21 protein-coding genes and 1 pseudogene are annotated in these 23,385 nt (G+C 56.8%); 15 read left to right on the forward strand and 7 right to left on the reverse strand.

Features of this window, described 5'->3' with window-relative positions; all coding sequences use genetic code 11:
* Positions 1–3 precede the first annotated feature (3 nt).
* The 9 genes from C8N43_RS07420 (at position 4) to C8N43_RS19460 (ending at position 8,230) form a co-directional block, all read left to right on the forward strand.
* Positions 4–654: a VirB8 family type IV secretion system protein gene (locus C8N43_RS07420; RefSeq protein WP_107844988.1), complete on the forward strand. Its 651-nt coding sequence runs from the start codon at positions 4–6 to the stop codon at positions 652–654.
* A gap of 3 nt (positions 655–657) precedes the next feature.
* Entirely contained in the window at positions 658–1,353 is a 696-nt protein-coding gene (locus C8N43_RS07425; protein ID WP_107844989.1) for a TrbG/VirB9 family P-type conjugative transfer protein, read from the forward strand.
* The gene (locus C8N43_RS07430; RefSeq protein WP_107844990.1) at positions 1,346–2,662 is read left to right on the forward strand and encodes a TraB/TrbI/VirB10 family type IV secretion system protein; all 1,317 of its coding nucleotides are present in this window, start codon (positions 1,346–1,348) and stop codon (positions 2,660–2,662) included. The genes C8N43_RS07425 and C8N43_RS07430 overlap by 8 nt, the downstream gene beginning before the upstream one ends.
* Before the next feature lie 2 nt (positions 2,663–2,664).
* Positions 2,665–3,660, forward strand: coding sequence for an ATPase, T2SS/T4P/T4SS family (locus C8N43_RS07435; protein ID WP_107844991.1), 996 nt, complete (start codon positions 2,665–2,667; stop codon positions 3,658–3,660).
* On the forward strand, positions 3,653–3,844 hold the full coding sequence (locus C8N43_RS07440) for a DUF4177 domain-containing protein (RefSeq protein WP_107844992.1): 192 nt from the start codon (positions 3,653–3,655) through the stop codon (positions 3,842–3,844). Before C8N43_RS07435 ends, C8N43_RS07440 begins: the two co-directional genes overlap by 8 nt.
* 9 nt (positions 3,845–3,853) lie before the next feature.
* Complete coding sequence (locus C8N43_RS07445; protein WP_107844993.1) at positions 3,854–4,852, forward strand: TrbL/VirB6 family protein; 999 nt, start codon at positions 3,854–3,856, stop codon at positions 4,850–4,852.
* Between the two features lie 150 nt (positions 4,853–5,002).
* Positions 5,003–6,175 (forward strand): DUF262 domain-containing protein, encoded by a 1,173-nt coding sequence (locus C8N43_RS07450; RefSeq protein WP_211308568.1) that lies wholly within the window; start codon positions 5,003–5,005, stop codon positions 6,173–6,175.
* Positions 6,172–7,260 carry an AAA family ATPase gene (locus tag C8N43_RS07455; RefSeq protein ID WP_107844995.1) on the forward strand — a complete coding sequence of 363 codons (1,089 nt, stop codon included), beginning with the start codon at positions 6,172–6,174 and terminating at the stop codon, positions 7,258–7,260. The genes C8N43_RS07450 and C8N43_RS07455 overlap by 4 nt, the downstream gene beginning before the upstream one ends.
* Before the next feature lie 4 nt (positions 7,261–7,264).
* Positions 7,265–8,230, forward strand: coding sequence for a hypothetical protein (locus tag C8N43_RS19460; protein ID WP_146174186.1), 966 nt, complete (start codon positions 7,265–7,267; stop codon positions 8,228–8,230).
* 97 nt (positions 8,231–8,327) lie between these two features.
* On the opposite strand, the gene C8N43_RS07460 is transcribed toward C8N43_RS19460, so the two are convergent.
* The 7 genes and pseudogenes from C8N43_RS07460 to C8N43_RS07490 form a co-directional block, all read right to left on the reverse strand.
* Positions 8,328–10,220, reverse strand: coding sequence for a type IV secretory system conjugative DNA transfer family protein (locus C8N43_RS07460; protein WP_107844996.1), 1,893 nt, complete (start codon positions 10,218–10,220; stop codon positions 8,328–8,330).
* On the reverse strand, positions 10,213–12,021 hold the full coding sequence (locus C8N43_RS07465; RefSeq protein ID WP_107844997.1) for a relaxase/mobilization nuclease domain-containing protein: 1,809 nt from the start codon (positions 12,019–12,021) through the stop codon (positions 10,213–10,215). The genes C8N43_RS07460 and C8N43_RS07465 overlap by 8 nt, the downstream gene beginning before the upstream one ends.
* Positions 12,008–12,598: a hypothetical protein gene (locus tag C8N43_RS07470; protein ID WP_107844998.1), complete on the reverse strand. Its 591-nt coding sequence runs from the start codon at positions 12,596–12,598 to the stop codon at positions 12,008–12,010. The genes C8N43_RS07465 and C8N43_RS07470 overlap by 14 nt, the downstream gene beginning before the upstream one ends.
* Before the next feature lie 174 nt (positions 12,599–12,772).
* Positions 12,773–13,054, reverse strand: a complete 282-nt coding sequence (locus C8N43_RS07475) for a hypothetical protein (RefSeq protein WP_107844999.1) — start codon at positions 13,052–13,054, stop codon at positions 12,773–12,775.
* A 7-nt stretch (positions 13,055–13,061) separates the two neighbouring features.
* Positions 13,062–13,265 (reverse strand): annotated as a pseudogene (locus C8N43_RS07480) (hypothetical protein); the annotation flags it as partial.
* Complete coding sequence (locus C8N43_RS07485) at positions 13,262–13,465, reverse strand: hypothetical protein (RefSeq protein WP_025060004.1); 204 nt, start codon at positions 13,463–13,465, stop codon at positions 13,262–13,264. The gene C8N43_RS07485 and the pseudogene C8N43_RS07480, both read right to left, overlap by 4 nt.
* On the reverse strand, positions 13,462–14,340 hold the full coding sequence (locus tag C8N43_RS07490) for an ArdC family protein (RefSeq protein ID WP_107845000.1): 879 nt from the start codon (positions 14,338–14,340) through the stop codon (positions 13,462–13,464). Before C8N43_RS07490 ends, C8N43_RS07485 begins: the two co-directional genes overlap by 4 nt.
* Positions 14,341–14,957: 617 nt before the next feature.
* Here C8N43_RS07490 and C8N43_RS07495 point away from each other — a divergent pair.
* Genes C8N43_RS07495 through C8N43_RS07520 form a run of 6 tightly spaced genes read left to right on the forward strand, consistent with a single transcriptional unit; the run spans position 14,958 to position 23,236 of the window.
* The gene (locus tag C8N43_RS07495) at positions 14,958–15,836 is read left to right on the forward strand and encodes a BrxR family helix-turn-helix transcriptional regulator (RefSeq protein WP_107845001.1); all 879 of its coding nucleotides are present in this window, start codon (positions 14,958–14,960) and stop codon (positions 15,834–15,836) included.
* Entirely contained in the window at positions 15,837–16,349 is a 513-nt protein-coding gene (locus C8N43_RS07500) for a BrxE family protein (protein ID WP_211308570.1), read from the forward strand.
* The gene (locus tag C8N43_RS07505; protein WP_107845002.1) at positions 16,346–17,134 is read left to right on the forward strand and encodes a DUF1819 family protein; all 789 of its coding nucleotides are present in this window, start codon (positions 16,346–16,348) and stop codon (positions 17,132–17,134) included. Before C8N43_RS07500 ends, C8N43_RS07505 begins: the two co-directional genes overlap by 4 nt.
* A complete protein-coding gene (locus tag C8N43_RS07510) occupies positions 17,115–17,690 on the forward strand; it encodes a BREX protein BrxB domain-containing protein (RefSeq protein WP_107845003.1) in 576 nt (191 codons plus the stop codon). The genes C8N43_RS07505 and C8N43_RS07510 overlap by 20 nt, the downstream gene beginning before the upstream one ends.
* A gap of 27 nt (positions 17,691–17,717) precedes the next feature.
* A complete protein-coding gene (gene brxC / locus C8N43_RS07515) occupies positions 17,718–21,344 on the forward strand; it encodes a BREX system P-loop protein BrxC (protein ID WP_107845004.1) in 3,627 nt (1,208 codons plus the stop codon).
* Positions 21,345–21,346: 2 nt separating this feature from the next.
* Positions 21,347–23,236 carry an Eco57I restriction-modification methylase domain-containing protein gene (locus C8N43_RS07520; protein WP_107845005.1) on the forward strand — a complete coding sequence of 630 codons (1,890 nt, stop codon included), beginning with the start codon at positions 21,347–21,349 and terminating at the stop codon, positions 23,234–23,236.
* The last annotated feature ends 149 nt before the right edge of the window (positions 23,237–23,385 follow it).

Below are 23,385 nucleotides of genomic sequence, written 5' to 3' on the forward strand. Positions count from 1 at the left end.
GCCATGAACAGTGAGGCAGAAATTATCGAAGAAGAGCTCGTCTACGGCGCACGACGACGAGAGCTCATGTGGCAGAAGCTGGGGCTGACAGGCATGGCGTTTGGCATGGCAGGTTGCCTAGCTGCTGCCCTTGTCGCCCTGTTCGACGCGGACCCGCCGCCCATGATCGTGCCTTTTGATAGCGAAACCGGCATGGCCCTCCCCAATGCCGTGGTTGAAGCGGTCTCACTCACGGAACGCCCCGCTATCATCGAGGCACAGGTCTACCGCTATGTCATTGATCGAGAGACATACAATCAGCTCGACAATGACGTGCGGGTGCGGCGGGTCCTGGACCAGTCGGACGGTGCGGCCGCCGCAGGGCTGCGCGCGCTTTGGACCAGCGGCCATGAGGCCTATCCACCGGACAGCTATGGCGCAGATGCCCGGCTTGAGGTTGAGGTTCTGTCGATCACTCATATCAGCGCCAACCGTGCCCAAGTGCGTCTTCGCAAGCGGCTCAACTCGCCGCGCGGCTCTCAAAACGGGCTCTTCACCGCAACGTTGATGTTTGAGTTTCGGCCCGAGAATAGCCGGTCGATCGACGACGTCTGGCAGAACCCTTTCGGCTTCACTGTCACCGAATACGCGATCCGCTCGGATCGTCTGGAGTAAACCATGCGTCGCCTGTTCCTGATCCTCGTCTTCATTGTTCCGCTTGCTGGCACCGCCTTTGCCGAAACGCAGCCACGACAAGGCCCCTATGATGCCCGCGTCCGGCTGGCCACCTATCAGGATGGACAGGTCTACCGCATCCGCACCAGCTTAACCCATGTGACCAGCATCGAGTTTGGCCAGGGCGAGACCATCCGCTCGATCATTGCGGGCGACACTGAAGGCTTCCTTTTGGACGGCGTGCCCGGCGGCCAGGCCTTTGCGATCAAGCCTGTCACGAGCGGAGCGCATACCAACATCACCGTCTACACCAACCGGCGCAGCTATTATTTCAACGTCACCGAGGCGAGTTCGCCGACCTTCTATGTCATCCGCTTTACCTATCCCGAGGCGGCCCCTCAACAATCGCGTGTAGCCGCAAGCCAGCCTGCAAACCACGCCTACGGCGTCAGCGCACGATCCGAGATCACCCCGCGCGAAATCTGGGACGACGGAACTTTCACCTATTTCCGCTTCGCCGCAAACGCGCCGCTACCCGCGATCTTTCGCTGGTCCGGTGGCAATGAGCGCAGCGTGAATGCGCTCGTGCGGCCAGACGGTGTGATCCGCGTGTCAGGTGTCAGCGATCGATGGGTCCTCAGGCTCGGCGAGGACGAGATTTGCGTCCAAGAGATGAGCGAGGCAAACCACGATGAGTGAAACAGCTGAGCTTAAGAAACGCCTCGAAGCGCTTGAAGGAAAACCACAAAACCCAAAGGCGCGTCCGTCTTTAATCACCGTTGCGCTCGGCATTGGGGCAATCGCCGCCCTTGGCGGCCTCTTGCTGCTGTTCTCTGGCGGCTCTGAACCCGAAAGCCTGGAAACAGCCTCACCGGATGAATTCCAAGCGGCCGGTCCGGGGTTTGGAGACCTTGAACCAACCCCTGCACCGATTGACGCATCGCCACTTCCAGCAGAGTCAGAACCAGACAGCGAAACAGACGAGCTGCGCGCGCAAATGGACGCCATGCGGGAAGAACTTGAAACCCTGCGCAACGCACCTGTTGCTGAAGCCCCAACTGTCGACCTCGAGGCATTGGATTCCCTGGGCGCAGAGATCAATGCCCTGCGCAGTGAGGCAGCTGCAACACAGGCCGCCCTGCGCGAGGAATTGGAAGAACGTGCACGACAAATCCAGCGACTGCAGAATGATCTGGAACTTGCGCGCCTGGAAACCCCGCGCACGCCCGCTCCAACCGGCCACACGGCCGAAGAGCTGCGTCTTCAAGAGCTCGAGCGGCGGCGGCAAGCCGAACTTGAGGAACTTCAAGCCCGTATTGCTAGCCCAATCATCGCCTTTGGCGGTTCGGGCACCGGCAATGCAGAGACCGCCGCGCAGCAGCGGCGGCTTGATGGCGACACAGACTTTGTCCGCAATGGCGCTGAACCCGCTGAGGTGGCGCAGGCCCAGTTGATCGTGAACCCGTCAAACACCGTTGTTCAGGGCACGATGATCCAGGCCGTGCTGGAGACCGCAATCGACAGCTCGCTCGCCGGTCAGGTCCGCGCGATGGTATCGGAAGATGTCCATGCGTATGACGGCTCGCGAATCCTGATCCCACGCGGAGCGCGGCTGATTGGACGGTATCAATCTGGCCTCGATATCGCACAGCAACGCGTGACGATCGCCTGGGACAGGATCATTCTACCCAGCAACCAAACCGTTGAAATCAGCGCATTCGGTGGCGACGAACTGGGGCGCTCCGGCACAACTGGTTTCGTCGACAGCCGCTTTGGCACGCGGTTCGGGTCAGCCGCCCTAATATCGCTGATCGGAGCCTTGCCCGCCGTGGCAGCCCAGAACACCGAAGATGAGATCACCTCAGATGTGCTAGAGGGTATTGGCGAAGACCTGCAAGACAGCGCTCAAAGCGTGATTGGCGAATATCTCTCCGTCTCGCCCGTGATCTATGTGGATCATGGTGCCCGCGTCACCGTGATGGTCGACCGCGATTTGGAGATTTTCTGATCATGGCGGCCAGCTATCTGCAAAGCTCAATGGACAAGATCCTCGAAGCGCGCGATCCAAAGCTGATCGAGCTTTGTATCAACCCTGACGGCACGCTTTGGGCCGAGTTTCAGGGGGATCACTTTATGCGGCGCGTCAGTCGACAGCTCTCGCAGAACGAGATCAAGGACTTGGGTAATCAGATTGCGTCCGCCGCGAACACCACGCTCAGCCGGACCAAGCCTATCGTCTCGGTCAGCATCACCTATCGCGACCGCCCGATCCGCGCGCAAGTCATCCAGCCCCCCGCTGTCGATGGCGGTTACGCGATTTCGCTGCGGTTCTTTGCGGACCTGCCATTGGATCAGATCAAGCTGTCCTACCTGTTCGGAAAAGAGCGCAGCAATGAGAGCGCAAGGCGACAACGCAATGCCGAGCTGCGAGATGTCGTGGCCACCGGCGACATCGACGCCGCGATCAAGTTCTGCGTCACTCACAAGCTCAACATGATCGTTTCCGGCGGGACCTCGACCGGCAAGACCGTCACGGCGCGCAAGATCCTCTCCTTCGTGCCTGCCGACGAGCGCATCGTTACCATCGAAGAGGCCGCTGAGTTGCGTCCGACGCAACCCAATACCGTCACGCTAATGTCTGATCGCGATGAAGCCACGCGCAGCGCTGATGTCCTGCTGACTTCCACCCTGCGCATGCGCCCGGACCGTATTGTCCTGGGCGAAGTGCGTGGAAAAGAAGCTATGACCTTCCTTGAGGCTATCAACACAGGTCATGGTGGCTCACTCACCACGCTGCACGCCGAAACACCGCAACTGGCTGTTCAACGCTTAGCGATCGCCGCCCTGAAAACCGATGTGCCCATGACATACCAGGACATGAACGACTACATCACTCGCTCGATCGATGTGATTATCCAGGCCGGTCGCCATGAAGGCACGCGCGGCATCACCGAATTCTACCTGCCGATTGATCCGGCCCATTCGAAGGAAACAGCCCATGTTTGAATACAAGATTGAACAGATCAACACCGCCAAAACCAAGCCACCGAAGATCGAAGCGCAGCTGACCGCTCTTGGCCAGGATGGTTGGGAGTTGGTCTCCGTCATGCCGGATTTCGATGGCGAACACATCCTGAAGGCTTTCCTGAAACGCGACATCTGGCGTGTCAAACCGACCGAGAAAGCATAGGAGCACCCAATGGGCGTCGTCACTTGGATGGTTGAGACAACCGACAACTTTCTGAACGACGCAGCCCAAACCACATTTGGCAACGTCGCCGGTCAGCTGGGCGGTGTCATTGCCGTGGCCTCGACGCTCGCCGTGATCGGCGTCTTCCTCAACATGGTGTTTCAGTACAAATCCATGGATGGGCGGACCGCGTTCTGGTTCTCCCTGAAGCTCATGCTGATCTCCCTCTTTGCGATGAACTGGGTCCAATTCAACGCAGTAGCCAGTGCCCTCATCAACGGACTCGACCAGCTCGCGGGCGGCATGGTGGCAGGACTTGGCGGCGGCGGCGCAGGTGCATCTTACTTTGCCGAGGCCTTCGACGATCTCATCGAGGAATTTGGCGACTACCTGAACGCCGCCGGAGACAACATGCATTGGATGGCTGGGGCTCTTATCGGCGCGATTGGTGCGTTTCTTCTGGGCGTCATCGGCGCGCTCTGCGGCCTTGTCCTGATCTTCGCAAAGATCATGCTGGCCTTCATGATCGGCATCGCCCCCATCATGATCGCGCTTTCGCTGTTCGACGTCAGCAAGGACTATTTCCACCGCTGGCTATCGAGCACAGTGTCCTACGCGCTCTACCCTCTCGTGATCGCAGGTGTGTTTTCAACGGTCGTCGGGATGTCGCGCTCGCTGATGACCGAACTCGGAGATCCGTCCGGCGCAAGCAACATCGGCGCGCTGGTGCCCTTCTTCATGATGATATTCCTCGCAGGCGGCATGATCATCGCCACCCCGCTGATCGTCCGTTCAATCTCGGGCAATTTCATGATGGTCGGGCCGCCAAGCATTCCCGGTCCTGGCGGGTTCGCCAAGGGCTTGATCGGAACCAAAGGCTCGCGGGCACGGGCGCGGTTTGGGACCAGGTCGAATGCGGAGATTGCAGGGGCCGGGATACGGCAAGCGGGTGGTGCAGGTGTTTCGATGGTTCAGAGAGTGGCGGAACGGACCAAGCGGTTGGTGTGAGCGGCCCTTTGCGGCCCTTTGTTCAGCGCGAATTTTGCATAGTGGCAACTCCTTGGAAGCCGCTGATCATCCTCGACTTACACATGAAAGCCACACGAGCATGTTTGCGATTAAGCTGGGATACAGTCTCGGATGCTGGCTTTGCGGAAAATGAAAAACAAGTTACTACGAAGGAAAGAGAACAAGAATGCGAGCGACTCCCATATGGATCAAACAAACAACGACAAAATTGAGGAACCAGAGGGCGTAGACGACCCACTTGATGTTGGGTGGGCAGATTACCCGCTGGACGCCGTATTCGTACGCTCTGAACCGCGGACAGTAGGTGACGTTGTCGATCGCATCCGTCGCGAGCGCTATATCCTCGATCCAGACTTTCAGCGTGATTTTGTTTGGTCAAACCCTAAGCAGTCAAAGCTGATTGAAAGCTGTATTATGCGTATACCTTTGCCAGTCTTTTATGTCGCTGAGGCTAAAGACGGAAGGATCATTGTAGTCGATGGACTGCAGCGCCTAACGACCTTCTACCGGTTTATCAACGATCAGTTTCGACTAACGAGCCTTGGCGCGAAAGAAAGTGATTCCGATCACCCACTAGAAGGAAAACTATTCAAAGAACTTCCAGTATCGCTTCAGGAGCGTGTTTTGGACACGCCCCTCACAATGTATATTCTTGATGCCAAAGCGCCAGAACGAGCACGACTTGATATTTTCGAAAGGGTCAATAGCGGTGAGCCACTAACCCGACAGCAGATGCGAAATGCGCTGTATAACGGGCCTGCGACGGTATGGCTCAAGAAAGCAGCGGAAAGCCCGATCTTCCGGAATGCGACAGGGCGTTCATTAAATGCTCGAACAATGCGGGATCGCGAGGCAATCAATCGATTTTGCGCTTTTAAGCTTTTAACGACTAGCGATTATCGTGGCGACATGGACACCTTCTTGGCAAAGGGATTGGCGGCATTGGCCACGCTTAGCGATGTCGAACGAAACGAATTACACACTCAATTTGAAAATTCGATGTCGCTAAATCAAGAGATATTCAAAGAACATGCATTCCGCAAATCGCTTGCGAATGGCCCGGCAGCAACCCGCAGCGTCATTAACATCTCACTATTTGAAGTTTGCGCTGTGACGATGGCTGAGCTTGGCTCACTTGATGAAATGCGGAAAAACCTTCTACGGGATAAGATAATCAGATTGCTAGGCGATGAAAAATTTGTAACCGCCATCACCTATTCAACCAATAGTTCTACACAGGTCCGGGCACGCTTTGGCATGATGGAAGGAGCTGTTGCTGACTTACAAGAGGCTGAATTATGAACGAACGAGCAGTGCATGCGGTCTCAATGGAGGGTTTCAAGTGCTTTGATAACTTGCGGTTGGAGTTGGGTCGGTTGACGTTAGTGACCGGCTTTAATGGTGGCGGAAAATCAACAGCGCTGCAGCCGCTATTACTCTTCGCTCAGGCCCTGCGACTAGCCAGATTGGATGCGCTGCCGCTCAATGGGCCACTGGTGAGACTCGGTACCGCAGGTGACATATCATCGAAACAGTCAGAACGACGGATGCAGCTTAAAGTCGAAGACGATGAAGGTAGCTTTGCGGTGGAGCCTAGTCTAAGGGCAGGCGATCGAATATTGCCATTGCCGGTTCCTTCGGGGAACCCTTTGAGCAAAAATTTAGAACGTGTATTTCGAACTCTCTCTTTTCTTGGTGCGGTCCGCATAGGTGCGGAAGATGCTTTCCCGATCCCGGAGAGTGTCGAAGCTCCCGATGTTGGCCATGACGGACGGTTTGCCCCATACTGGTTCGACCAATTAGCCGATGAGGACGTTGACACTTTGCGACATTTCCCTGGGTCGGAAGCGGCAACTTTTCGTAAACAGTTGGATTCTTGGCTCGCCAGCCTGTTTCCAGGTGCCGCAGCTAATGTTCAGAATGTAACGACTACTTCCCAAATGAACCTTCAGTTTCGACTGTCTGAGCTCGGATCATGGCAAAGACCATCAAATATCGGTTATGGCTTGACCTATGCCTTTCCAATACTCGTCGCGTTATTGGCAGCCAGCTCGGAACAGGTGATTGTGATCGACAGCCCTGAAGCTCATCTCCACCCTTCTGCTCAGTCTCAAATGGGTCGAATACTAGCTGCGTTTGCTAATGCGGGCGTTCAGATCGTAGTGGAGACGCATAGCGATCATCTTTTAAATGGTGTGCGGTTAGCTCTACGCGATGGACATCTGCCGCCATCTGATCTGCGCATCCATTTCTTCAAGGGAGCAAATGGCAAAAACCACGGGGTGACAACGCCGGGAATCGGAGCGGGCGGAGACATTTACGAATGGCCAGAAGGTTTCTTTGATCAAAGCGAAAAGGACCTATCCAGGCTTGCTGGCTGGATCTGAGCGGATGCGCATCTATCTAAATGAACTATCCGTCCAAGCGCAGTTTCAAGACGAAACTGAATTTCGGCAACTACTTGAGCAGCTTATGGCAGCACGCGTTCGCTCTCCCTCATTAGCTGGAATTCGCACAACGCCGTATTTGGCTGATCGACCTGTTTCTCATCAGCGCAATGTTCGACAAGTTGTGCAGTCATGGCGCGGATCCCCGATAGCTAGCGCCGTTCTGGCTTGGGTTGGTCGCAATGGCCCGTTCATCGAGGCGGACCGCTTAGTCGAAGATGAAGATCTGTTCCAATGTCTGGGTATCGAAGTAACCGATGGCGGTCTTGGAGAGGCTGCTCGCCGTGTCAAATCAGGCGAGTCTGTCTTCACAATTAGCTTCCCCGGCGGAACGCCAAACTTCGCCTTTTCACCGCTTTGCGTTGTCCATGGCTTCGAGGATGCGCCTCTTGGAACATACACAGTCGAGAATTTTTGGGAGATGGAAGCCGCAGTTGCACGCGCGCTTTTTGAGCAAGGACCAGCCACGAACTGGCGGGAGATGATAGAAGAAGCGAGACAACGCTTTCCTAGACTTGACCTTCCAAATGCATTGTACGAAGAGCCTCGCCTTTCGCGCGAGCCGTTTGACCCAATCATTCGCGATCGCTTCTACGTCTTGCTAGAATATCTAAATGCATACATGTGCGGGCGGGACGATGCAGGAAATGAGGGCCCAGTTTCCTTAGAAATTCTCCAGACGCATTTTCACGGTGAGCGAGCACTTTTTTCGCCCGAATCTACGACCAATAAGCGCGATTTTAGGAACCAGATGACATTTCCAGACCCGAACGGTGGAGACAACATCTTTGCTCATTACCACGGCAAGATCAGCCATCGAGTGTTTAGGTTACATTTTGACTGGCCGGTTCCAGCAGCTGCGATAAGGCTAAAAGTTCTCTATTTAGGGCCAAAGCTCACAAAGGCTTGACTATCGGCGTTCTCATCAATTGAAGGACCAAAGCCATTGTTTCCATCAATGATTGTTGAGAACTCTCTTGCAGCGGCGAACGGCCGCTTCCCGCGCTTCATCCCTGTGTCGCGTCTTTCATAAACCTCTCCACTCGATCTGTTCCTGCCTGATACTCATCCAAATTCGCCTTTTCGCCTGACACAGCACCCGGTTCTTCGTTGGCCAAACCATCGATCTCTTCGCGCCGCTTCCCGCCACCGTCAGAGCCCTCATTTGAAACCGCTCTCGGCACCTCAAGCGCCCCAATCTTCGCCTCCAGCGCCTTGATCTGTCCTTGCAGCCCGCGCATTTGGTCCCCGGCGGACGGATACGGCAGATCGCCGGTCTGCTTGTCGAAGATTTGCTTAAGGAACCGATCCTCATAGTACTTGATCCGCTTGGCGCGCACGGGCATTTGCGCGTCGACGACCAGAACGATGTCATCAAGATCCATGCGCCGCGCTTCATCCTCGGGCAGCAAAGCGGTTTCTTCGGTCCGCTCGGACATGCTGCGCCCGGCAAAAGGGTTGCGGCCAACCGAGCGCGAACGGGTCACGACGCGCTTGGTGGTTTTGCCGACGGCCTTGCTGAGCTCTTCGATGGTCTTTTCATCTGATGGGGTCAGATAGAGTTTGATACCCGCATTACCCTGCAAGGCGCGGCGGGCGTTTTCACCATAGATTTCATCGAGCGCAGGGATGGTCTGGGTGACGATCGCGAGATTGGCCCGGTAGGACCTCAGGGTTTCGATGCTGTCGAGAACGATCGGCATTTTGCCCAGGCGGTTGAACTCATCGAGCATGATCATTACCGGCCAGGGCTCGTCCTTGCCGGGTTCATGGTCCTGCAGGGATGCCAGCAAGTCCGAGAAGAACAATCGGATCAGCGGCGCGAGCGGTTTCACCATCAGCGGTTCAACCACAAGATAGACCGAAGAAGGCGTCTTTCGGATATCGCGAAAATCGAAGTCCGACGTAGCGGTCGCACGGTCGATGGCCGGGTTTGACCACTGCTTGAGGCCAGATGTCATCAAGAGCGATAGGTAGGACGTCAGCGTATCGTTGTTGGTCGAAGCCATGCGCATGAAGATCAACTTGGCGGCTGGGTTGACTACTTCGTCGGCACGGCGGCGATATTCCTTCTGTTTATCACCGCCTGAGGCCGTGATGCGGTAGATTTCGCCCAAGGTCGGCCGTTTGCGCTCGAACGCCAGAAGCCCTGCTGCCACGAACAAATCGATACCACCATCAAGAAGCCCCTGAACCCGGTCGTTGTCAGCTTGCAGGAAGAGAGACGCCAGGAGCTGCAGGTCCATCTGCTGGCGGTCAACGTTGTCCAGCGCCGAGATGCGCAGCAAAGGATTGTAGCGGTGCGAGCGGCCCTCCTTCCAATCTGTGGGCGCGAACCGGAATACCTTGTCGCCCTGCGCTGCCCTGTGGCGCGCGGTCGCTTCGAAGTTTTCCCCCTTCACGTCCAGCACCACGGCACTGCCCTGATAGGTCAGCAGGTTGGGAATAACGAAGCCCGTGGTCTTGCCGCGTCCGGTCGGGGCTACGATCAGGGCATGGGGAAAGACCTTGGACATAACGAAAGGTTTGCGGCTTTTGGGCTTACCCATTTTGCCGAGAACAAAGCCGTGGCCAGGTTTGCCGAAAAAGCCGTTCCGCTTCATCTCTGACATGTGCTGCCAGTGGGTTTTACCGAACTTGGTCAGCGCGTCGTTCATCAACACAGCGCTAAGCAAAACACCGGCGCAGGTGCTGATCCCCACGATCAGGTGAACGATCTGCATATCGTCCGGATGGGATGTCCGAAAATCCAAATAGCCGCGCGCAAGCATTAGAAGATCGATATCCGCCCCGAACCCGAACCAGCGAAACGTCAGAAAGGCCGACGCCAGAACATACCCGAGAACTGCTCCGAGAAGAGCAAAGCTCAAGACGCCGAGTGCGATCCGCGCCTTACCCATGCCTCACACCCTTTTCGCTGTCGGCATCGACATGTCGCTCGCGTCGGACGTCTATTTCTTCATTGGCGATCTCGTCGAGGACATGCTCCATCGCCACGCTGCTCGCCAGAGCGGCATCGCTCTGCAGATATGCCTTGGCCGCATAGAGCCGGTCTAGGCGGTTTTCGATATGTTCCTCCAGCGCGGTCTCATCGCCAATTGCCAAGTCGGGGGTGTTTTCTTCACCGATCAGTTCCTCCATCTCAGCACGCAAAGTCTCGCGTTCCAGGTCATTTCGGAATGGATTTGCTGCTGGCTCGTCCCTCAAGCGGCTCAGGATGTCAGCGGTGGTCGGCGGCAACCGTTCTACGGTGGGCTCCTGCCGGTCTGCTACCGCCGTCCCACTGTCTTTGAGAACTTGCGTCTCGGCCAACAAGCGGCCCAGATCACTGTGCACCTGGTCGAGACGGTCGATTGCTTTCTCGAGCTCATCAGCGCGAGACAGGTCAAAGCCTTCCTTCTCGGCAATCGCATTCAAATCCTGTCCAAGCCATTGCCGCTCGAGCGCGGCATTGCCTGCGCCGATTTCGACACGACGTGTCACCTCTTGCGGTTCAATGCCGGTGCCCCTCAAAGCCTGCTGAAGACGTTCTGCCAGAGCTGGATCCTGCAAAACGCCTTGGGCCTCGGCCCGCATATTCGGAGCGGAATAGATCCCACTTTGGGACGCGTCCTCGAGCAAGGTATGGGACTGAGTTCCCATTGGGCTCAGATGTGACAAAGAGCGATAGATATCGTTCAGCTCATGCTCAAGCGCGGCACGCCGCTCCACCGGGGCATCCGCCACAATGCGTTCGGCCTGGTTGATCTTGTCGTGAAAGGCATCCACGACCTCGTCAAAGGAATGCTGTTCTTCGGCCATGCCATATACCTTTCCATCTGCTTCAATCGGTTTGCCCTGCGCCAAAAGCGTCGCGGCCTTGTCCAAGGCTGCTGCTATGTCATGCTGGTTCTCGCGCGAGGCCTCGGCAGCAAGGCCGCGATAAAGCCGCGCGTTCTGCGCGACTTCAGCCAAGGCACGGTCAAGCTCTGGCCCCACGCGCTCACGCTCGGCCAACTTCTGGCCCGTGGCTTCCGCGCGACGCTGTTCTACATCGCCTGGACTCTTCGTCGTGATCCCACGCTCGAGTTTTCGCGTCGCCTCAAGCCGCAGCCCATAGCGGTCCGATACCTCCACCATCGCTTCGCGAAAACTGTCGTAGTTGAAGTGGTGGCCTTCCTTCAGAAAGAAGAACTCGCCATCCTTGCTGCGCCGGTTCAGAACGATATGGGCATGCGGGTGATCCCGGTCCTCGTGCACGGCCGCGATGTAGTCAAAGTGGCTGCCGTCGCCCTGAAAAAAACGCTCGCAAATCTCGCGCGTGATCTCTGCGACATCTTCGCCGCGCGTGCCAATCGGGAAAGCCATCAACAGATGAGAAGTGTGCCCCAGCTTGGGATGGAACCCTTCATTCCACTGCGCGGAAAACCGACGCGTGACCTGCTCGATCTCTTTGGCCGACAAGACGCTTTGGCCGTCATAGGTGCCACGGCTGTCGATGATAAAGCTCGACTTTGTGGTCAGGTATTCCAGCTGGTTGCGCAACTGCGCTTTGTTGTGCGTGCCACCGTCGCGAATGGCTTTGAAGATCGCGGGGGAATGCCCCATGGCGGCGCGCGCCATTTGCTTGGCACGGACGCGCGGGACGCTGCCGCGAATGCGGCTCCAGTCACGATCGAAAAAGGCCTCCTGCGCGGCAGCAACGGCGCTATTCCGGGCCATCGGCAAAGCCTCCTAGAATGCGGCCAATCTCGCCCGAAAGTGCGCTACGGCGGCGCTGCGCCATGTCTTGAACCTGGTCCGCGATGTCGAAAATCAGCCCTGCCAAAGCGCGAACCTGGGCATGGGCAGAATTGCCATAGGGCGGCGTCTTGCCTTGGCGCTTTGCCTCGTTCAAGCGCTGCGCGATCTGGTTGATATTGTTGCCGGTGCGATTGAGCGAGGCCGATAGCCCCTGCATCTGATTGGCCAATTCATCGTCAGGAACGAAGAGATCGTTTGACGCATAAATCAGCCGCCGCAGCCCCTCGGCGCGGCTGGTGATATCATGCCGCGTCAGCACTGCATCGAAGCCCGCCAGCTCCTTTGGCGTGAGCCGGACATTCACCAGCTCGGAGCGCACGCGTGCATCTAGCTTGCGGCTTTGATCGGCCTTCAACGTGTAGAAGATGCTGCGGGTCGTGACGCCGAATTCGTGGGCCAGATCTTCGATCTGCACCCCCTCGGCACGCTTGCGCACGATGGCGAAACGCTGGTTTTGCGTCAGTCGCTTGTGCTGTGGTGCGCGCGGTCGGCCCATGTGAAGTAATCACCCCTATTTCTTGCCAGCATCATACAGGCAGCCCTGTTATGGCATTTCGCCATAATTGATGCAATATTATAATATTGCATCAACTGCCTGTATTCCGTTTGGAGCAGCCTCAGGTTGCGACCGCCGGGTAAAGCCCGGCCACATGCGCAAGGCATGGCACCACTAGTCGTGGTTCCACGCCTCAGCATCGCCAAGCAATTGCAGCGCTATTGCGCGGGCCGCGCCTTCGGCGCTGACATAGGATTGATGGTCGGGCAGCTCGTGTAGATCAAAGGGCTGTTGCGGGTCGTCCGGGGTCTCCACTCGGACATAGATCGCCCAGCCATCGATCAGTGCTGGATCATCACAGTACTCCTGCCCGCCATCGAACAGATTGCAGAACCCATGCAGATGCACGCTGGCGCGGCCCTCTAGGGCCGCCTGCCTGATGTCAGAATACTGCATGGCAAACCTCGGCGCTTTCTTCGATGAAAAATTCGTCAGGCTTGCCGTTCAGGCGGGTGCCATCCTGACTGGTCAAACCGATAGCTGACCCGTTATGCGTGAAGGTGATGAGGTATTGCCCGAGGCCATCACGCGTCAACACATACCCGCAGTTGACCCAGTGAACGCGGTTGCCCGCGTCCACTGCTGCTTTGATCTCTTCCAAAGTCATCGCAACGCCTCCTCAAGGATTGCAAGAGCCCCAAGACAATCGTCGATATAGGGTTGCTCCTCGCCGTCCAGATCGTTCAGCTCGAGCCGGTTCAAGACCGCGTAGAGCGTGGCGCGTGCCTCGCGGGCAGCGCTTCGCAAGCTAACTGTGTCTTCCAAACGCGCCGTCGCAAAGTCATCGCTGTGATAGTCAGGGATCATGCTGCCACCTCCTTGCTCTGACCTGCCGCTGCTAGGACAAAATCGGCAGCCTTTTGCGCCCCAGACGCCGCGCGAAAAATCGCCCGCTTGTCCTCTTTGAGAGCTTTCAACCACCCTTCAACATAGGCGGCGCTTTGGTCGAACTCCTGCGCGACACCAATCTGAGCACCTAGGAAACAAGCACCGATTTCTGCCACCAGCTCTTCAAAGGCATAGGCTTCGCGGTTCGCAAATTTCTTGATCCGCTCCAGCCGCTTTTCGCTTCCGGTCCAATGGATCACCTCATGGGCCAACGTCCCATAGTAGCCTGTCGCACTGTCAAAGGTGGCAATCTTCGGCATGTGGATGTGATCTTTGGCGGGGCTGAAATAGGCGCGCGGGTCGTCGCTGGTGACGATCTCCGCCCCTGTCCGGCTGAAAAACGCCTCAAGCTCCGGATCTTCCGCCGTGCCAAGGTCGCGCGGGGCCTCGGGCCGGATGTAGTATTCCTCCGGCAAGCCCTTGATCTGATCCGCATTGAACACACGATAGGCGCGCGCATAGGGCAGCTCTTCCTCAATGCCCAATTCGTTCTCTCGGGTGAATGTCCCGTATTTGACAACGGTGGACGACATTTCGCCCTTGCGGACCTGTCCACCCAGCTCTTGGGCCTGTTTGTAGGTCATCCAGCGGCTGGACACATGGCCTTGCTTGGCGGCCATGACCCAAAGCATCAGGACATTAATCCCGCGATACTCCTCGCCGTTGTGACGGGTTGGCAAGGCAATGCCGGACGCGCTCCCAGTCCACGGCTTGCGCCATGGCGGCGTGCCCGCCTCGATCTCTGCAATAATGGTGTCTGTGACATGGGCATAAACATCAAACTTCGGTGCCATTTGTGGCCTCCTTGATCAAAGTGACGCGGGTGAGGCTTCGCGCCCCCTTCCGCCGATGGGCTGCGCCTCGGCCACCTGATCTGACCGAATACGCATGTATTCGGCGGAACAGAGTGGGAGAGGGCAAAGCCCGACCCACGGCCTTGAACGGGGCTGTCAATCGGCCACATTTGCAAAGAAAATGTCTGCGCCAAAATCAGACGCCAATTTGCCCCGCGAGGAATGGCTCGCCCGCGAGACAGGGGAAATTGGTGGCTGATTTTGGGGATGGACTAAGGTTGACCGCCACGGTCAGGGATGTTGGGCGGACCAAACAAAAGGAAAGATGCCTGGAACGGGGTGAGCGGGACAACGGCCCGTTGAGCCCAGGTGCAGTCTATTGGGTGAGGTTGCCCGCGCGCTTAAGCGTGGGCTCAAATTAAGGCAAAATACAAGTAGCTGCCGCTGTTAAATACTTGCATAAATCTATCTCCGCCAAGACTCCTAGTTGCGACGGCTGGAAAAAGACAATCACACCAAGCATTTCGATTGAACACGACATAGCTCCCCGCTATCGTTCAGACAGCACAAAAAATGTGCGCGTACATTAATCATACGCGCCGATTCGGGAGTGCGAAGTGGAAAGCGGAAAATCGGAGCTTCGTTGGGGAGTCGCGCAGCGCCTCGAGTTCATCGAGTTTCGATTGTTTTGGGAGGGGCATGTGAATCGCAGCGACTTGATGGAGCAGTTTGGATTATCGGTGAACCAAGCCTCCGCCGACCTGAACCGCTATATCGGTCTGGCTCCGGACAACATGGTCTATGACAAGAGCGAGCGGGCCTATGTTCGTGGACCTGACTATTCTGCACAGTTCCTGAAACCTGACGCCAGTCGCTACCTCGCGCAGCTGCGGTCTTTGGCAGATGGCATAATGGACAGCGACGACACCTGGATCGCTGAATTGCCATCCTATGATGCTGCGCCAACCCCGGCCCGTGGCGTGAACCCTGTCACCCTGCGATCCGTTGTCGGTGCCATCCGCCGATCCGAGGCCATCGAGGTGAAGTATCAGTCCCTTTCGCGCCCCGAGCCGAGCTGGCGATGGATCGCACCTCACGCCATCGGGTTCGACGGTTTCCGATGGCACACTCGGGCGTTCTGTAGGACGGACGAGGTATTCAAGGACTTCCTACTCTCTCGCATCATCTCGGCGCGCAGTGTTGAAGCCAGTGAGGTCACGGATGCTGCCGATGCGGACTGGCAAGAGCACGTCACGCTTGAGATTTGCCCCCACCCTAAACTTTCTGAGGACCAGAAGAAGGTGATCGCGCTGGACTATGGGATGCGCGATGGCACGGCGAAGATCAAGGTTCGACGCGCGCTGCTGTACTACGCGCTCAAACGGCTTGGGCTCGACAGTAACGCTGCAGCCCGCCCTCCCCAAGAACAGCAAATTGTCTTGGTGTCCCCAATTGCAGGCCTGGCACCAGGCAGTTCTATAGAAAGAGAGGGCTAGATGGTTCCTCGTGAGCAGTCTGATTTTATGCAGCGAATAATTAAGCTTCGATATCTTGTCGGGTTTCTTGGCGAGAAGTCACAGTGCAATTGGTGGCCAACATCGTTTTACGAGGCTTCAAGCATTCGGTTTCTCGAACCGGTGTTTTCGCGAACGGCTCCTCTGGCACAGTACCATGGCGCAGTGGAAGCGGCACGTCGGTTCCACGACGAAAACTTGAGCGTGGGTTCATTCCATATTTTTCGGCTTCCAAAAGAGATCGAACAAGACCTGCACGAAATGGTGCAGGCACAACTGCTCGAGCTCTTTGATCCCAGCTTGATCGTTGATCAAGCATCCGCTCTGAGCGCTCTTTCCAAGGTCAGCAATGGAATAGCTGATGAGGCTGTCGGACCTGTTCTGGTTGGAAAGATCGACGAACTCCGCTCATCCGCTCTCTTGGACAAGATTGGCAAGATCTACCGGATGGCGCTGTCATCCGAGACGCAAGCTCTTCCTTACTTGGTCGCATGATGGAACGGGCGCCATACACAACTCAATTGCAGGCAGGGCTGGGTCTTGTGAACGAGACCAGAGCTCTTCTCGAGTTGTGGTCACCTGGCATGTCGGCGAGCCAGTTGCATGATATTACTCTGAAATCTGGGAGATTTCCGGGGATTACTGCGCGCCGCCTACGAAACATTGTCTCAGAATGCTTCGCGCCGCGATACCTGACGGCTGATGGCGAGCCCGCGCTGCATTTGAAGAAACTATCCGCCGAACTCCCCGCATCAGAGCTTGTTCAGCTCATGCTCATCTTTACCAGCCGAGCGAACCCCATTCTTGGCGACTTCATTCGCGACGTCTACTGGGCACGTTATGCGGGCGGCTACCAAGAGATCTCCAGCGAAGACGCACGGGCGTTCGTTGAACGGGGAATTGACGATGGCAAGACATCGAAACGGTGGTCTGAATCAACGATCCGACGAGTGTCTGCGTACCTAACTGGATGTTGCGCAGACTACGGATTGCTCGAGCGTGGGTTACGATCAAGTCGGCGCATTCTTCCGTTTCGGATTTCAGCCACGACGAGCGCATATCTTGCCTACGAGCTACATTTCCGTGGCATCGGCGACAACGCCATTCTGAACCATGATGATTGGAAGCTCTTTGGGTTGGAGAGGGACGACGTGCTTGAAGAAATGAAACGTCTTTCTCTGAAAGGTCTCATCATTATCCAATCCGCGGGAGATGTCGTGCGGGTTGGCTGGAAGCAACACGACATGGAGGAGCTTTGCGATGTCCTCGCTAAGGGCTGACTTTGACGAACTTCGTGAGAGGATTCGGCATGGCCGCGAGCTCGGGCACGCGAGCTTCGAGCCGATCTACTACCTCATCTTTTCTCCAGACCAAATTTTGGAAGTTAAGCGGCAAACGCCAGCTTGGGAGGCAAAGCTGCACCAAGAAGGATGGGACGTTCACGTCTTTTCGGTGGCCGAGAATCTGTGGGAACTTCTGCAGGAAGACCCCTTCTGGTCCTTGTGCGTTCAACAAGACAAAGCTTCCCCAGGTGATTGGGCTCGAACGAACCTGGCCCTGGCAGATATTGTTGCAAATGGTGGCGGCCTATTGCGCAGGCTGAAGGACGCTCTGAAGCCCCTTGAGGGCAACACAAGCGCATTGCTTTTGGTCACAGACCTTGAGGCGCTGCATCCTTTCCTTCGGATTGGCGCGATCGAGAGCCAACTCCAAGGCAAGTTTCATGTGCCGACGATCTTCCTCTACCCAGGGGTTCGCACCGGCAAGACCCGCCTCAAGTTTCTCGGGTTCTACCCCGAAGACGGCAATTACCGCTCTGTCCACGTTGGCGGCTAGAGGCAGAAAGGTTTCAGGGATACCAAAATGAGCATTAGATCTCTCTTCGATCCAAGCAAAGACATCTACAGGACCATCGAGAAGGTCATCACTTATGGCACTGCTCAGGAAGACCGCCTGAAGTCAGAGATTGCCGAATACGTTGTGACCGAAAGCATAGAGGAGCAGTTCAGACGGCTTCTCGATCGCATGCAACTCGCAATGGAGACAGGCGGCGAAAATGAAGTGGGCGTGTGGGTTTCCGGCTTCTATGGATCGGGCAAAAGCTCGTTCACGAAGTACCTTGGCCTCGCGTTCGATGACCAGCGCACGATCGAAGGAACGCCTTTCATCAAATATCTGCAGGATCGTCTGCATAAGCCGCAAACCAAAGCCCTGCTGAACACGGTTGCACAGCGTTTCCCCGCGGCCGTTGTGATGCTCGACCTGGCAAGCGAGATGCTGGCAGGCGCGACGATGGAGGACGTGTCCACCGTCCTCTACTTTAAGGTGCTTCAATGGGCTGGCTACTCCCGCAACCTTAAGGTCGCGGCATTTGAGCGAATGGTCGAAAAAGATGGCCGTACCGAGGAGCTATATCGTCTCGTCGCAGAAGCACTGCCAGGCGCGACATGGGATCGCGTACAGAACAACCCCCTGGCTATTGATGGCCTAATCCCAAAAATCGCGCACGTGATGTATCCGGCTTTGTTCCCAGAGGCGAAGAGCTTCTCTTCGAGCACGGAAGGATTCTTTCAGTTTGAAGACCAACGCGTCCAGGAGATGATCGACATTGTTCGCTCCAAGAGTGGCAAGCAGAACATCATCTTTATCGTCGATGAGGTGGGTCAATATGTTGCTTCCCGCGACAACCTGATCCTCAATCTGGATGGTCTTGCCAAGAACCTGAAACGTCTCGGAGATGGCAAAGCCTGGATCATCTCAACGGCCCAGCAAACGCTCACGGAAGACGATCCACGGGCCGCACTCAACTCAGATAAGCTCTACAAGCTCAAGGATCGTTTTCCGATTCAGATCGATCTGGAATCCAGCGATATTAAGGAAATCTGCTACCGGCGCCTGCTTGGAAAATCACCCAGCGGAGAGGAGCAACTTGGGAAGTTGTTTGACGCGCATGGTCAAGCGCTTCGGCAAAACACGAGGCTCCAAGATGCGAAATACTACGATGCCGACTTCAGCCGTGAGACGTTCATAAACCTGTACCCCTTCCTTCCCGCGCACTTTGATATTCTTCTCCATCTGCTCGGTGCACTAGCCAAGTCGACTGGAGGCATTGGCCTTCGATCCGCCATTAAGGTCGTCCAGGATGTTCTGAAGGGTGAAGGCGGATCAACCGCCATGGCAGATCAGCCAATTGGCTGGCTTGCGACGACCGTTACGCTCTACGACGAACTTGAGAAGGACATTCGACGGGCTTTCCCGTCAGTGCATCAGGCCATTGGGAAAGTTCTCATTCGCTTCCCAGATGGCGATCTCCATCAGGATATCGCTAAATCAGTCGCGGTTCTTCAGATCCTCGGGAATTTGCCCGTGAGCGTCCAGAATGTCGCCAGCTTGATGCATCCCTCAATCACCTCAGCATCCCAACTCGACAAGGTGAAAGAAGCTGTTGATGAGATGCTCGGCGACGTGTTGGTTCCGCTCGGAGAGAAGGACGGAAACCTTGTCTTCTTGAGTGAGAAACTTCGCGATATTGAGCAAGAGCGTGGAGCGCTGGCGCTTCGCTCCGTCGATGTTCGGCGGATCTTTAGCGACTCTGTTCGTGAAGTATTCGACCCGTTGCCAAGGGTCAGCCTCCACGGGACTTTGGCTGTTGCGTCCGGGATCAAAGTTCAATCTGGCAGTGCCGTAACAAGCCTTGCTGGAGATCAAAACACCGTCCAGACGGTCCTGGAGCTGGAGGCTGCCACCGACTACGACGCAGCGCGCAATAGGATGCTCGACGACTCTCGCAGCCGTACCGGGCGGAACATCATCGGCTTGCTTGCCCGCTCAAATCCAGAAATGGACGATTTGGCAAACGATATCTATCGGTGTCAACGCATTGCCGAACTTCATCGGAACGAACCCGACCAGGAAGTACGCGACTACTGTTCTGGCCAATTGGACAGGGCTGCCAAGTTAGCCACGCAACTTCAAAGCAAAATCAAGCAAACGCTCCAGGCCGGATCGTTCGTTTTTCGTGGCCAGGCGACTGCTGTGTCTGCTCTGGATCCCAATCTGCTGGATGCAGCCAAGAAGCTCCTGAATGATGTGGCGACGCAGGTGTTCGATCGCTACATCGAGGCTCCTGTTCGTGCAGGTACCGATACTGCTGAGAAATTCCTGAAGGTAGCCAACCCCGCCGCGATAAGCAGCGGAATTGATCCGCTTGGCCTCGTTCAAACCACCTCCGGTCGAGCATCTTTCAAGACCGACCACAAAGCGATGACAAGCATTCGAGACTACATCGACAAACGCGGCACAGTAGATGGGAAGCGGCTTCTAGACGACTTTAGTAGCGATCCATTCGGATGGTCACCTGACACGACCCGCTACATTCTTGCCGCCATGCTGATGGCCGGAGAAATCAAATTGAAGGTCTCTGGTAGAGAAGTGACCGCCGCTGGTCAGCAGGCCATCGACGCGCTCAAGACAAACAATTCGTTCAAACAGATAGGCGTTGCCCTTCGGGATGAGCGCCCGTCCAATGAAACGCTTGGCCGCGCGGCAGATCGACTAACCGAGTTAATCGGCGACATTGTCATTCCGCTTGAACAGGAAATCAGCAAAGCCGCCGCCAAGCATTTCCCACGCTTCCAACACGACTACGGCTCGTTGGGAGAGAAGCTCGGCGGTTTGGGGCTTGCTGGCGGCGACCGTGCCCGAGTGATGAACCAGGAACTTGCTGACGTCATGTTCACCGACGCCTCAGACGCGCCACAACGCCTCGGCTCGGAGACGTCTGCACTCTTCGACAACCTCAAATGGGCACTTGAGGTAAAGCGTGCGCTGGACAATGGCCTTGATGGAACCCTGCGCGAGCTCCAGTCGCACCGCCAAGATATCGAAGCGCTCCCGGATACAGGCGTGCCGGGTGAGCTGCGGAACGAGCTGAGCGAAGACCTGTCGGCACTCTCCGAACGCCTCAAAATGGAGGATTTCTTCAAGCATAGCGCGGACTTCAGTTCGCTGCTCACGCACGTCAAAGGCCGCGTCCGTGAGGCTGTAATCTCGCTTTCAGACCAGCAAAAACTACGCATCAAGGAAGGTGCGGAAGAGCTTCAACGCGTGCCTGAATGGGGAGAGTTGACCCAGGAAGAGCGCGGCAGCGCCATCGGCCAGCTGGACGGTCTTGAGTTGACGGCGACCCACGACCTTGCGGGCCTGCGCAAGCTGCTTGCCCGTGACTATGACATCAGCAGCACGATCGACGAGCTTCGGCGTTCGATCCAGCGACAAGGACAGGAACGCATCCGCCAGCGGATCGAGGATGAGCGCGCCGAGAAAGGCAAGAAGGGCCCGGCCAAGTTCGAACAGGCGATTTCTGTGCCCACCAAAATGACATCGCCCGCAGACCTGGACGCACTCATCCTCAAACTGAATGAGATCAAAGCCCAGCTCGCGCTCTACGACGAGATTGAAGTCTCGTTCAGCTTCGGCAGTGAGGAGTAAGGATGGCGTTTGATCAATCTACCCGTAACCGCCTCCAACGCTTCGTCACCGATGCCCGCCGCACGCTGGAAGAGGAATTCACTCGTCAGCTCCAGAACGACTACGGGCTGGATCCGATTTCCGGCACGGCTTCCCCGCTCGAAAGCCTACGCCACATCAACGACCAACAGCGCGAGACGGCGCGGATCCTGCGCGACACGCTGGCCCACTACTGCGCCAGCGCGGACACCGACACAAAGGCTGGCCTCGACCGCATCGTGCGCGAACAGGCCTTCACCGTCCTGAACCGACTCGCGGCCCTTAGGATGGCCGAGGCCCGCGGGCTGCTGATGGAATCCGTCGGCAACGGCTACCAGGCCAAGGGCTTCCAGCTCTACGCCCGGCTGGCAGGCACCGGCCTGGGTGAAACCGGCGACGCCTACCGCGTCTATCTCCAAAGTGTCTTTGACGAGCTGTCACAGGATTTGCCCGGCCTCTTCGACCGCTTCTCGCCCCAGGGCCGCCTGTTCCCGCGTGAGGCCGCGCTGATCCAGGTTCTCACTCTCATCAATCACGGCGAGATCGAACCGCTCTGGGCCGAAGATGAGACGATCGGTTGGGTTTACCAGTACTTCAACTCGAAGGAAGAGCGCAAAGCGATGCGCGATGCGTCCCAAGCGCCGCGCAACAGCCGCGAGTTGGCGGTGCGCAACCAGTTCTTCACCCCGCGCTATGTGGTGGAGTTCCTGGTCGATAACACGCTGGGGCGGCTCTGGTTCAACTGGACGGGTGGTCAGACCGACCTGCGCGACCGCTGCCAATACCTGCTGGTGAAACCGGACGAGCAGCCCGAACCCGCCAAACGCCTGCGCGACCCGCGCACGATCAAGCTGCTCGATCCGGCCTGCGGCTCGATGCATTTCGGGCTCTACGCCTTTGATCTGTTTCTGGAGATCTATCGCGAGGCCTGGGCGTGGGAGCAGACCCATGGCCCCGGCTGCCTGGATACCGAAACGGGTGGCAGCGCTGATCTGAAACCGCTCAGCCAGACCTATACCGACCAGGAGGCCTTCCTGCACGATGTGCCGCGGCTGATCATCGAACACAACATCTATGGCGTCGATATCGACCCGCGCGCGGCGCAGATCGCTTCGCTGGCGCTTTGGCTGCGGGCGCAGCGGGCCTGGCATGAGGCGGGCGTGAAGGCCAAGGACCGGCCCCAGGTAGGGCGTGGGCATGTGGTGGCGGCCGTCGCGCCCCCGTCCGAGGTGGACCTGCGCAATCAGTTCATGGAAAAACTCGATCCCCTGGATGCAGAGCTGTTCGAGAAGACGCTGTTCCTGCTCAAGGGTCTGCCAGAGCTTGGGGTGCTGTTGCAGGTTGAGAAGGAATTGCCTGCCCTTGTACGCGCCGTGTTTGGCGAGCATGGCGACCTCTTCCGCGAAGAGGACATGGCGCAATGGCAGAAGGCCGAGACGCGATTGCAAGAAGCCCTGACCGAGTTCGCGCGCGCGGCGCGATCCACTTATCAGGGGCGTCTATTCGCAGAGGATGCGCTTCAGGGCCTGAGGATGATTGACCACTGCCGCGAAGTGTTCGACGTGGTGGTTATGAATCCACCCTTTGGGGCGCTGGCGGCAAACACCAAGTCAAGCTTGGCGAAAGCTTTTCCGAACAGCAAAAACGACTTGCTATCGATCTTTGTAGAGCGCGGCTTGGAACTCATGAGGGCCGAAGCACGGATTGGCGCTATCACATCCCGAACCTGTTTTTTTCTATCCAGTTTTCAAAAATGGCGTGAAGAAGTTGTGCTTGGCATCGCAAGACCCGAGGTCATGGCGGATCTGGGGCTGGGCGTGATGGACGATGCCATGGTCGAAGCCGCGGCGTATGTATTGGAGAAGCAGGCATGACTGTATTTCTGCGCCTCTTGGCTGATGAAGAAAAATCTACGAGTCTCCGAGAAGCATGTGACGATCTAAGGCGTAACGCAGACGGACCGAAAATTTACACGATAGCACCGGACTCATTTCGTTCGGTACCAGGTGCGCCTTTCGCATAC

Origin of the sequence: Litoreibacter ponti, assembly GCF_003054285.1 — a bacterium.
Taxonomy (GTDB): domain Bacteria; phylum Pseudomonadota; class Alphaproteobacteria; order Rhodobacterales; family Rhodobacteraceae; genus Litoreibacter; species Litoreibacter ponti.

Bases quoted from the DNA above. Each gene is read 5' to 3' on its own strand.
- brxC (WP_107845004.1), top strand. From the start codon at position 17,718: ATGAGCATTAGATCTCTCTTCGATCCAAGCAAAGACATCTACAGGACC.
- C8N43_RS07435 (WP_107844991.1), top strand. From the start codon at position 2,665: ATGGCGGCCAGCTATCTGCAAAGCTCAATGGACAAGATCCTCGAAGCG.
- C8N43_RS07425 (WP_107844989.1), top strand. From the start codon at position 658: ATGCGTCGCCTGTTCCTGATCCTCGTCTTCATTGTTCCGCTTGCTGGC.
- C8N43_RS07520 (WP_107845005.1), top strand. From the start codon at position 21,347: ATGGCGTTTGATCAATCTACCCGTAACCGCCTCCAACGCTTCGTCACC.
- C8N43_RS07485 (WP_025060004.1), bottom strand. From the start codon at position 13,465: ATGATCCCTGACTATCACAGCGATGACTTTGCGACGGCGCGTTTGGAA.
- C8N43_RS07440 (WP_107844992.1), top strand. From the start codon at position 3,653: ATGTTTGAATACAAGATTGAACAGATCAACACCGCCAAAACCAAGCCA.
- C8N43_RS07445 (WP_107844993.1), top strand. From the start codon at position 3,854: ATGGGCGTCGTCACTTGGATGGTTGAGACAACCGACAACTTTCTGAAC.
- C8N43_RS07460 (WP_107844996.1), bottom strand. From the start codon at position 10,220: ATGGGTAAGGCGCGGATCGCACTCGGCGTCTTGAGCTTTGCTCTTCTC.
- C8N43_RS07505 (WP_107845002.1), top strand. From the start codon at position 16,346: ATGATGGAACGGGCGCCATACACAACTCAATTGCAGGCAGGGCTGGGT.
- C8N43_RS07510 (WP_107845003.1), top strand. From the start codon at position 17,115: ATGTCCTCGCTAAGGGCTGACTTTGACGAACTTCGTGAGAGGATTCGG.
- C8N43_RS07420 (WP_107844988.1), top strand. From the start codon at position 4: ATGAACAGTGAGGCAGAAATTATCGAAGAAGAGCTCGTCTACGGCGCA.
- C8N43_RS07430 (WP_107844990.1), top strand. From the start codon at position 1,346: ATGAGTGAAACAGCTGAGCTTAAGAAACGCCTCGAAGCGCTTGAAGGA.
- C8N43_RS19460 (WP_146174186.1), top strand. From the start codon at position 7,265: ATGCGCATCTATCTAAATGAACTATCCGTCCAAGCGCAGTTTCAAGAC.
- C8N43_RS07455 (WP_107844995.1), top strand. From the start codon at position 6,172: ATGAACGAACGAGCAGTGCATGCGGTCTCAATGGAGGGTTTCAAGTGC.
- C8N43_RS07475 (WP_107844999.1), bottom strand. From the start codon at position 13,054: ATGCAGTATTCTGACATCAGGCAGGCGGCCCTAGAGGGCCGCGCCAGC.
- C8N43_RS07450 (WP_211308568.1), top strand. From the start codon at position 5,003: ATGAAAAACAAGTTACTACGAAGGAAAGAGAACAAGAATGCGAGCGAC.
- C8N43_RS07490 (WP_107845000.1), bottom strand. From the start codon at position 14,340: ATGGCACCGAAGTTTGATGTTTATGCCCATGTCACAGACACCATTATT.
- C8N43_RS07500 (WP_211308570.1), top strand. From the start codon at position 15,837: ATGGTTCCTCGTGAGCAGTCTGATTTTATGCAGCGAATAATTAAGCTT.
- C8N43_RS07465 (WP_107844997.1), bottom strand. From the start codon at position 12,021: ATGGCCCGGAATAGCGCCGTTGCTGCCGCGCAGGAGGCCTTTTTCGAT.
- C8N43_RS07470 (WP_107844998.1), bottom strand. From the start codon at position 12,598: ATGGGCCGACCGCGCGCACCACAGCACAAGCGACTGACGCAAAACCAG.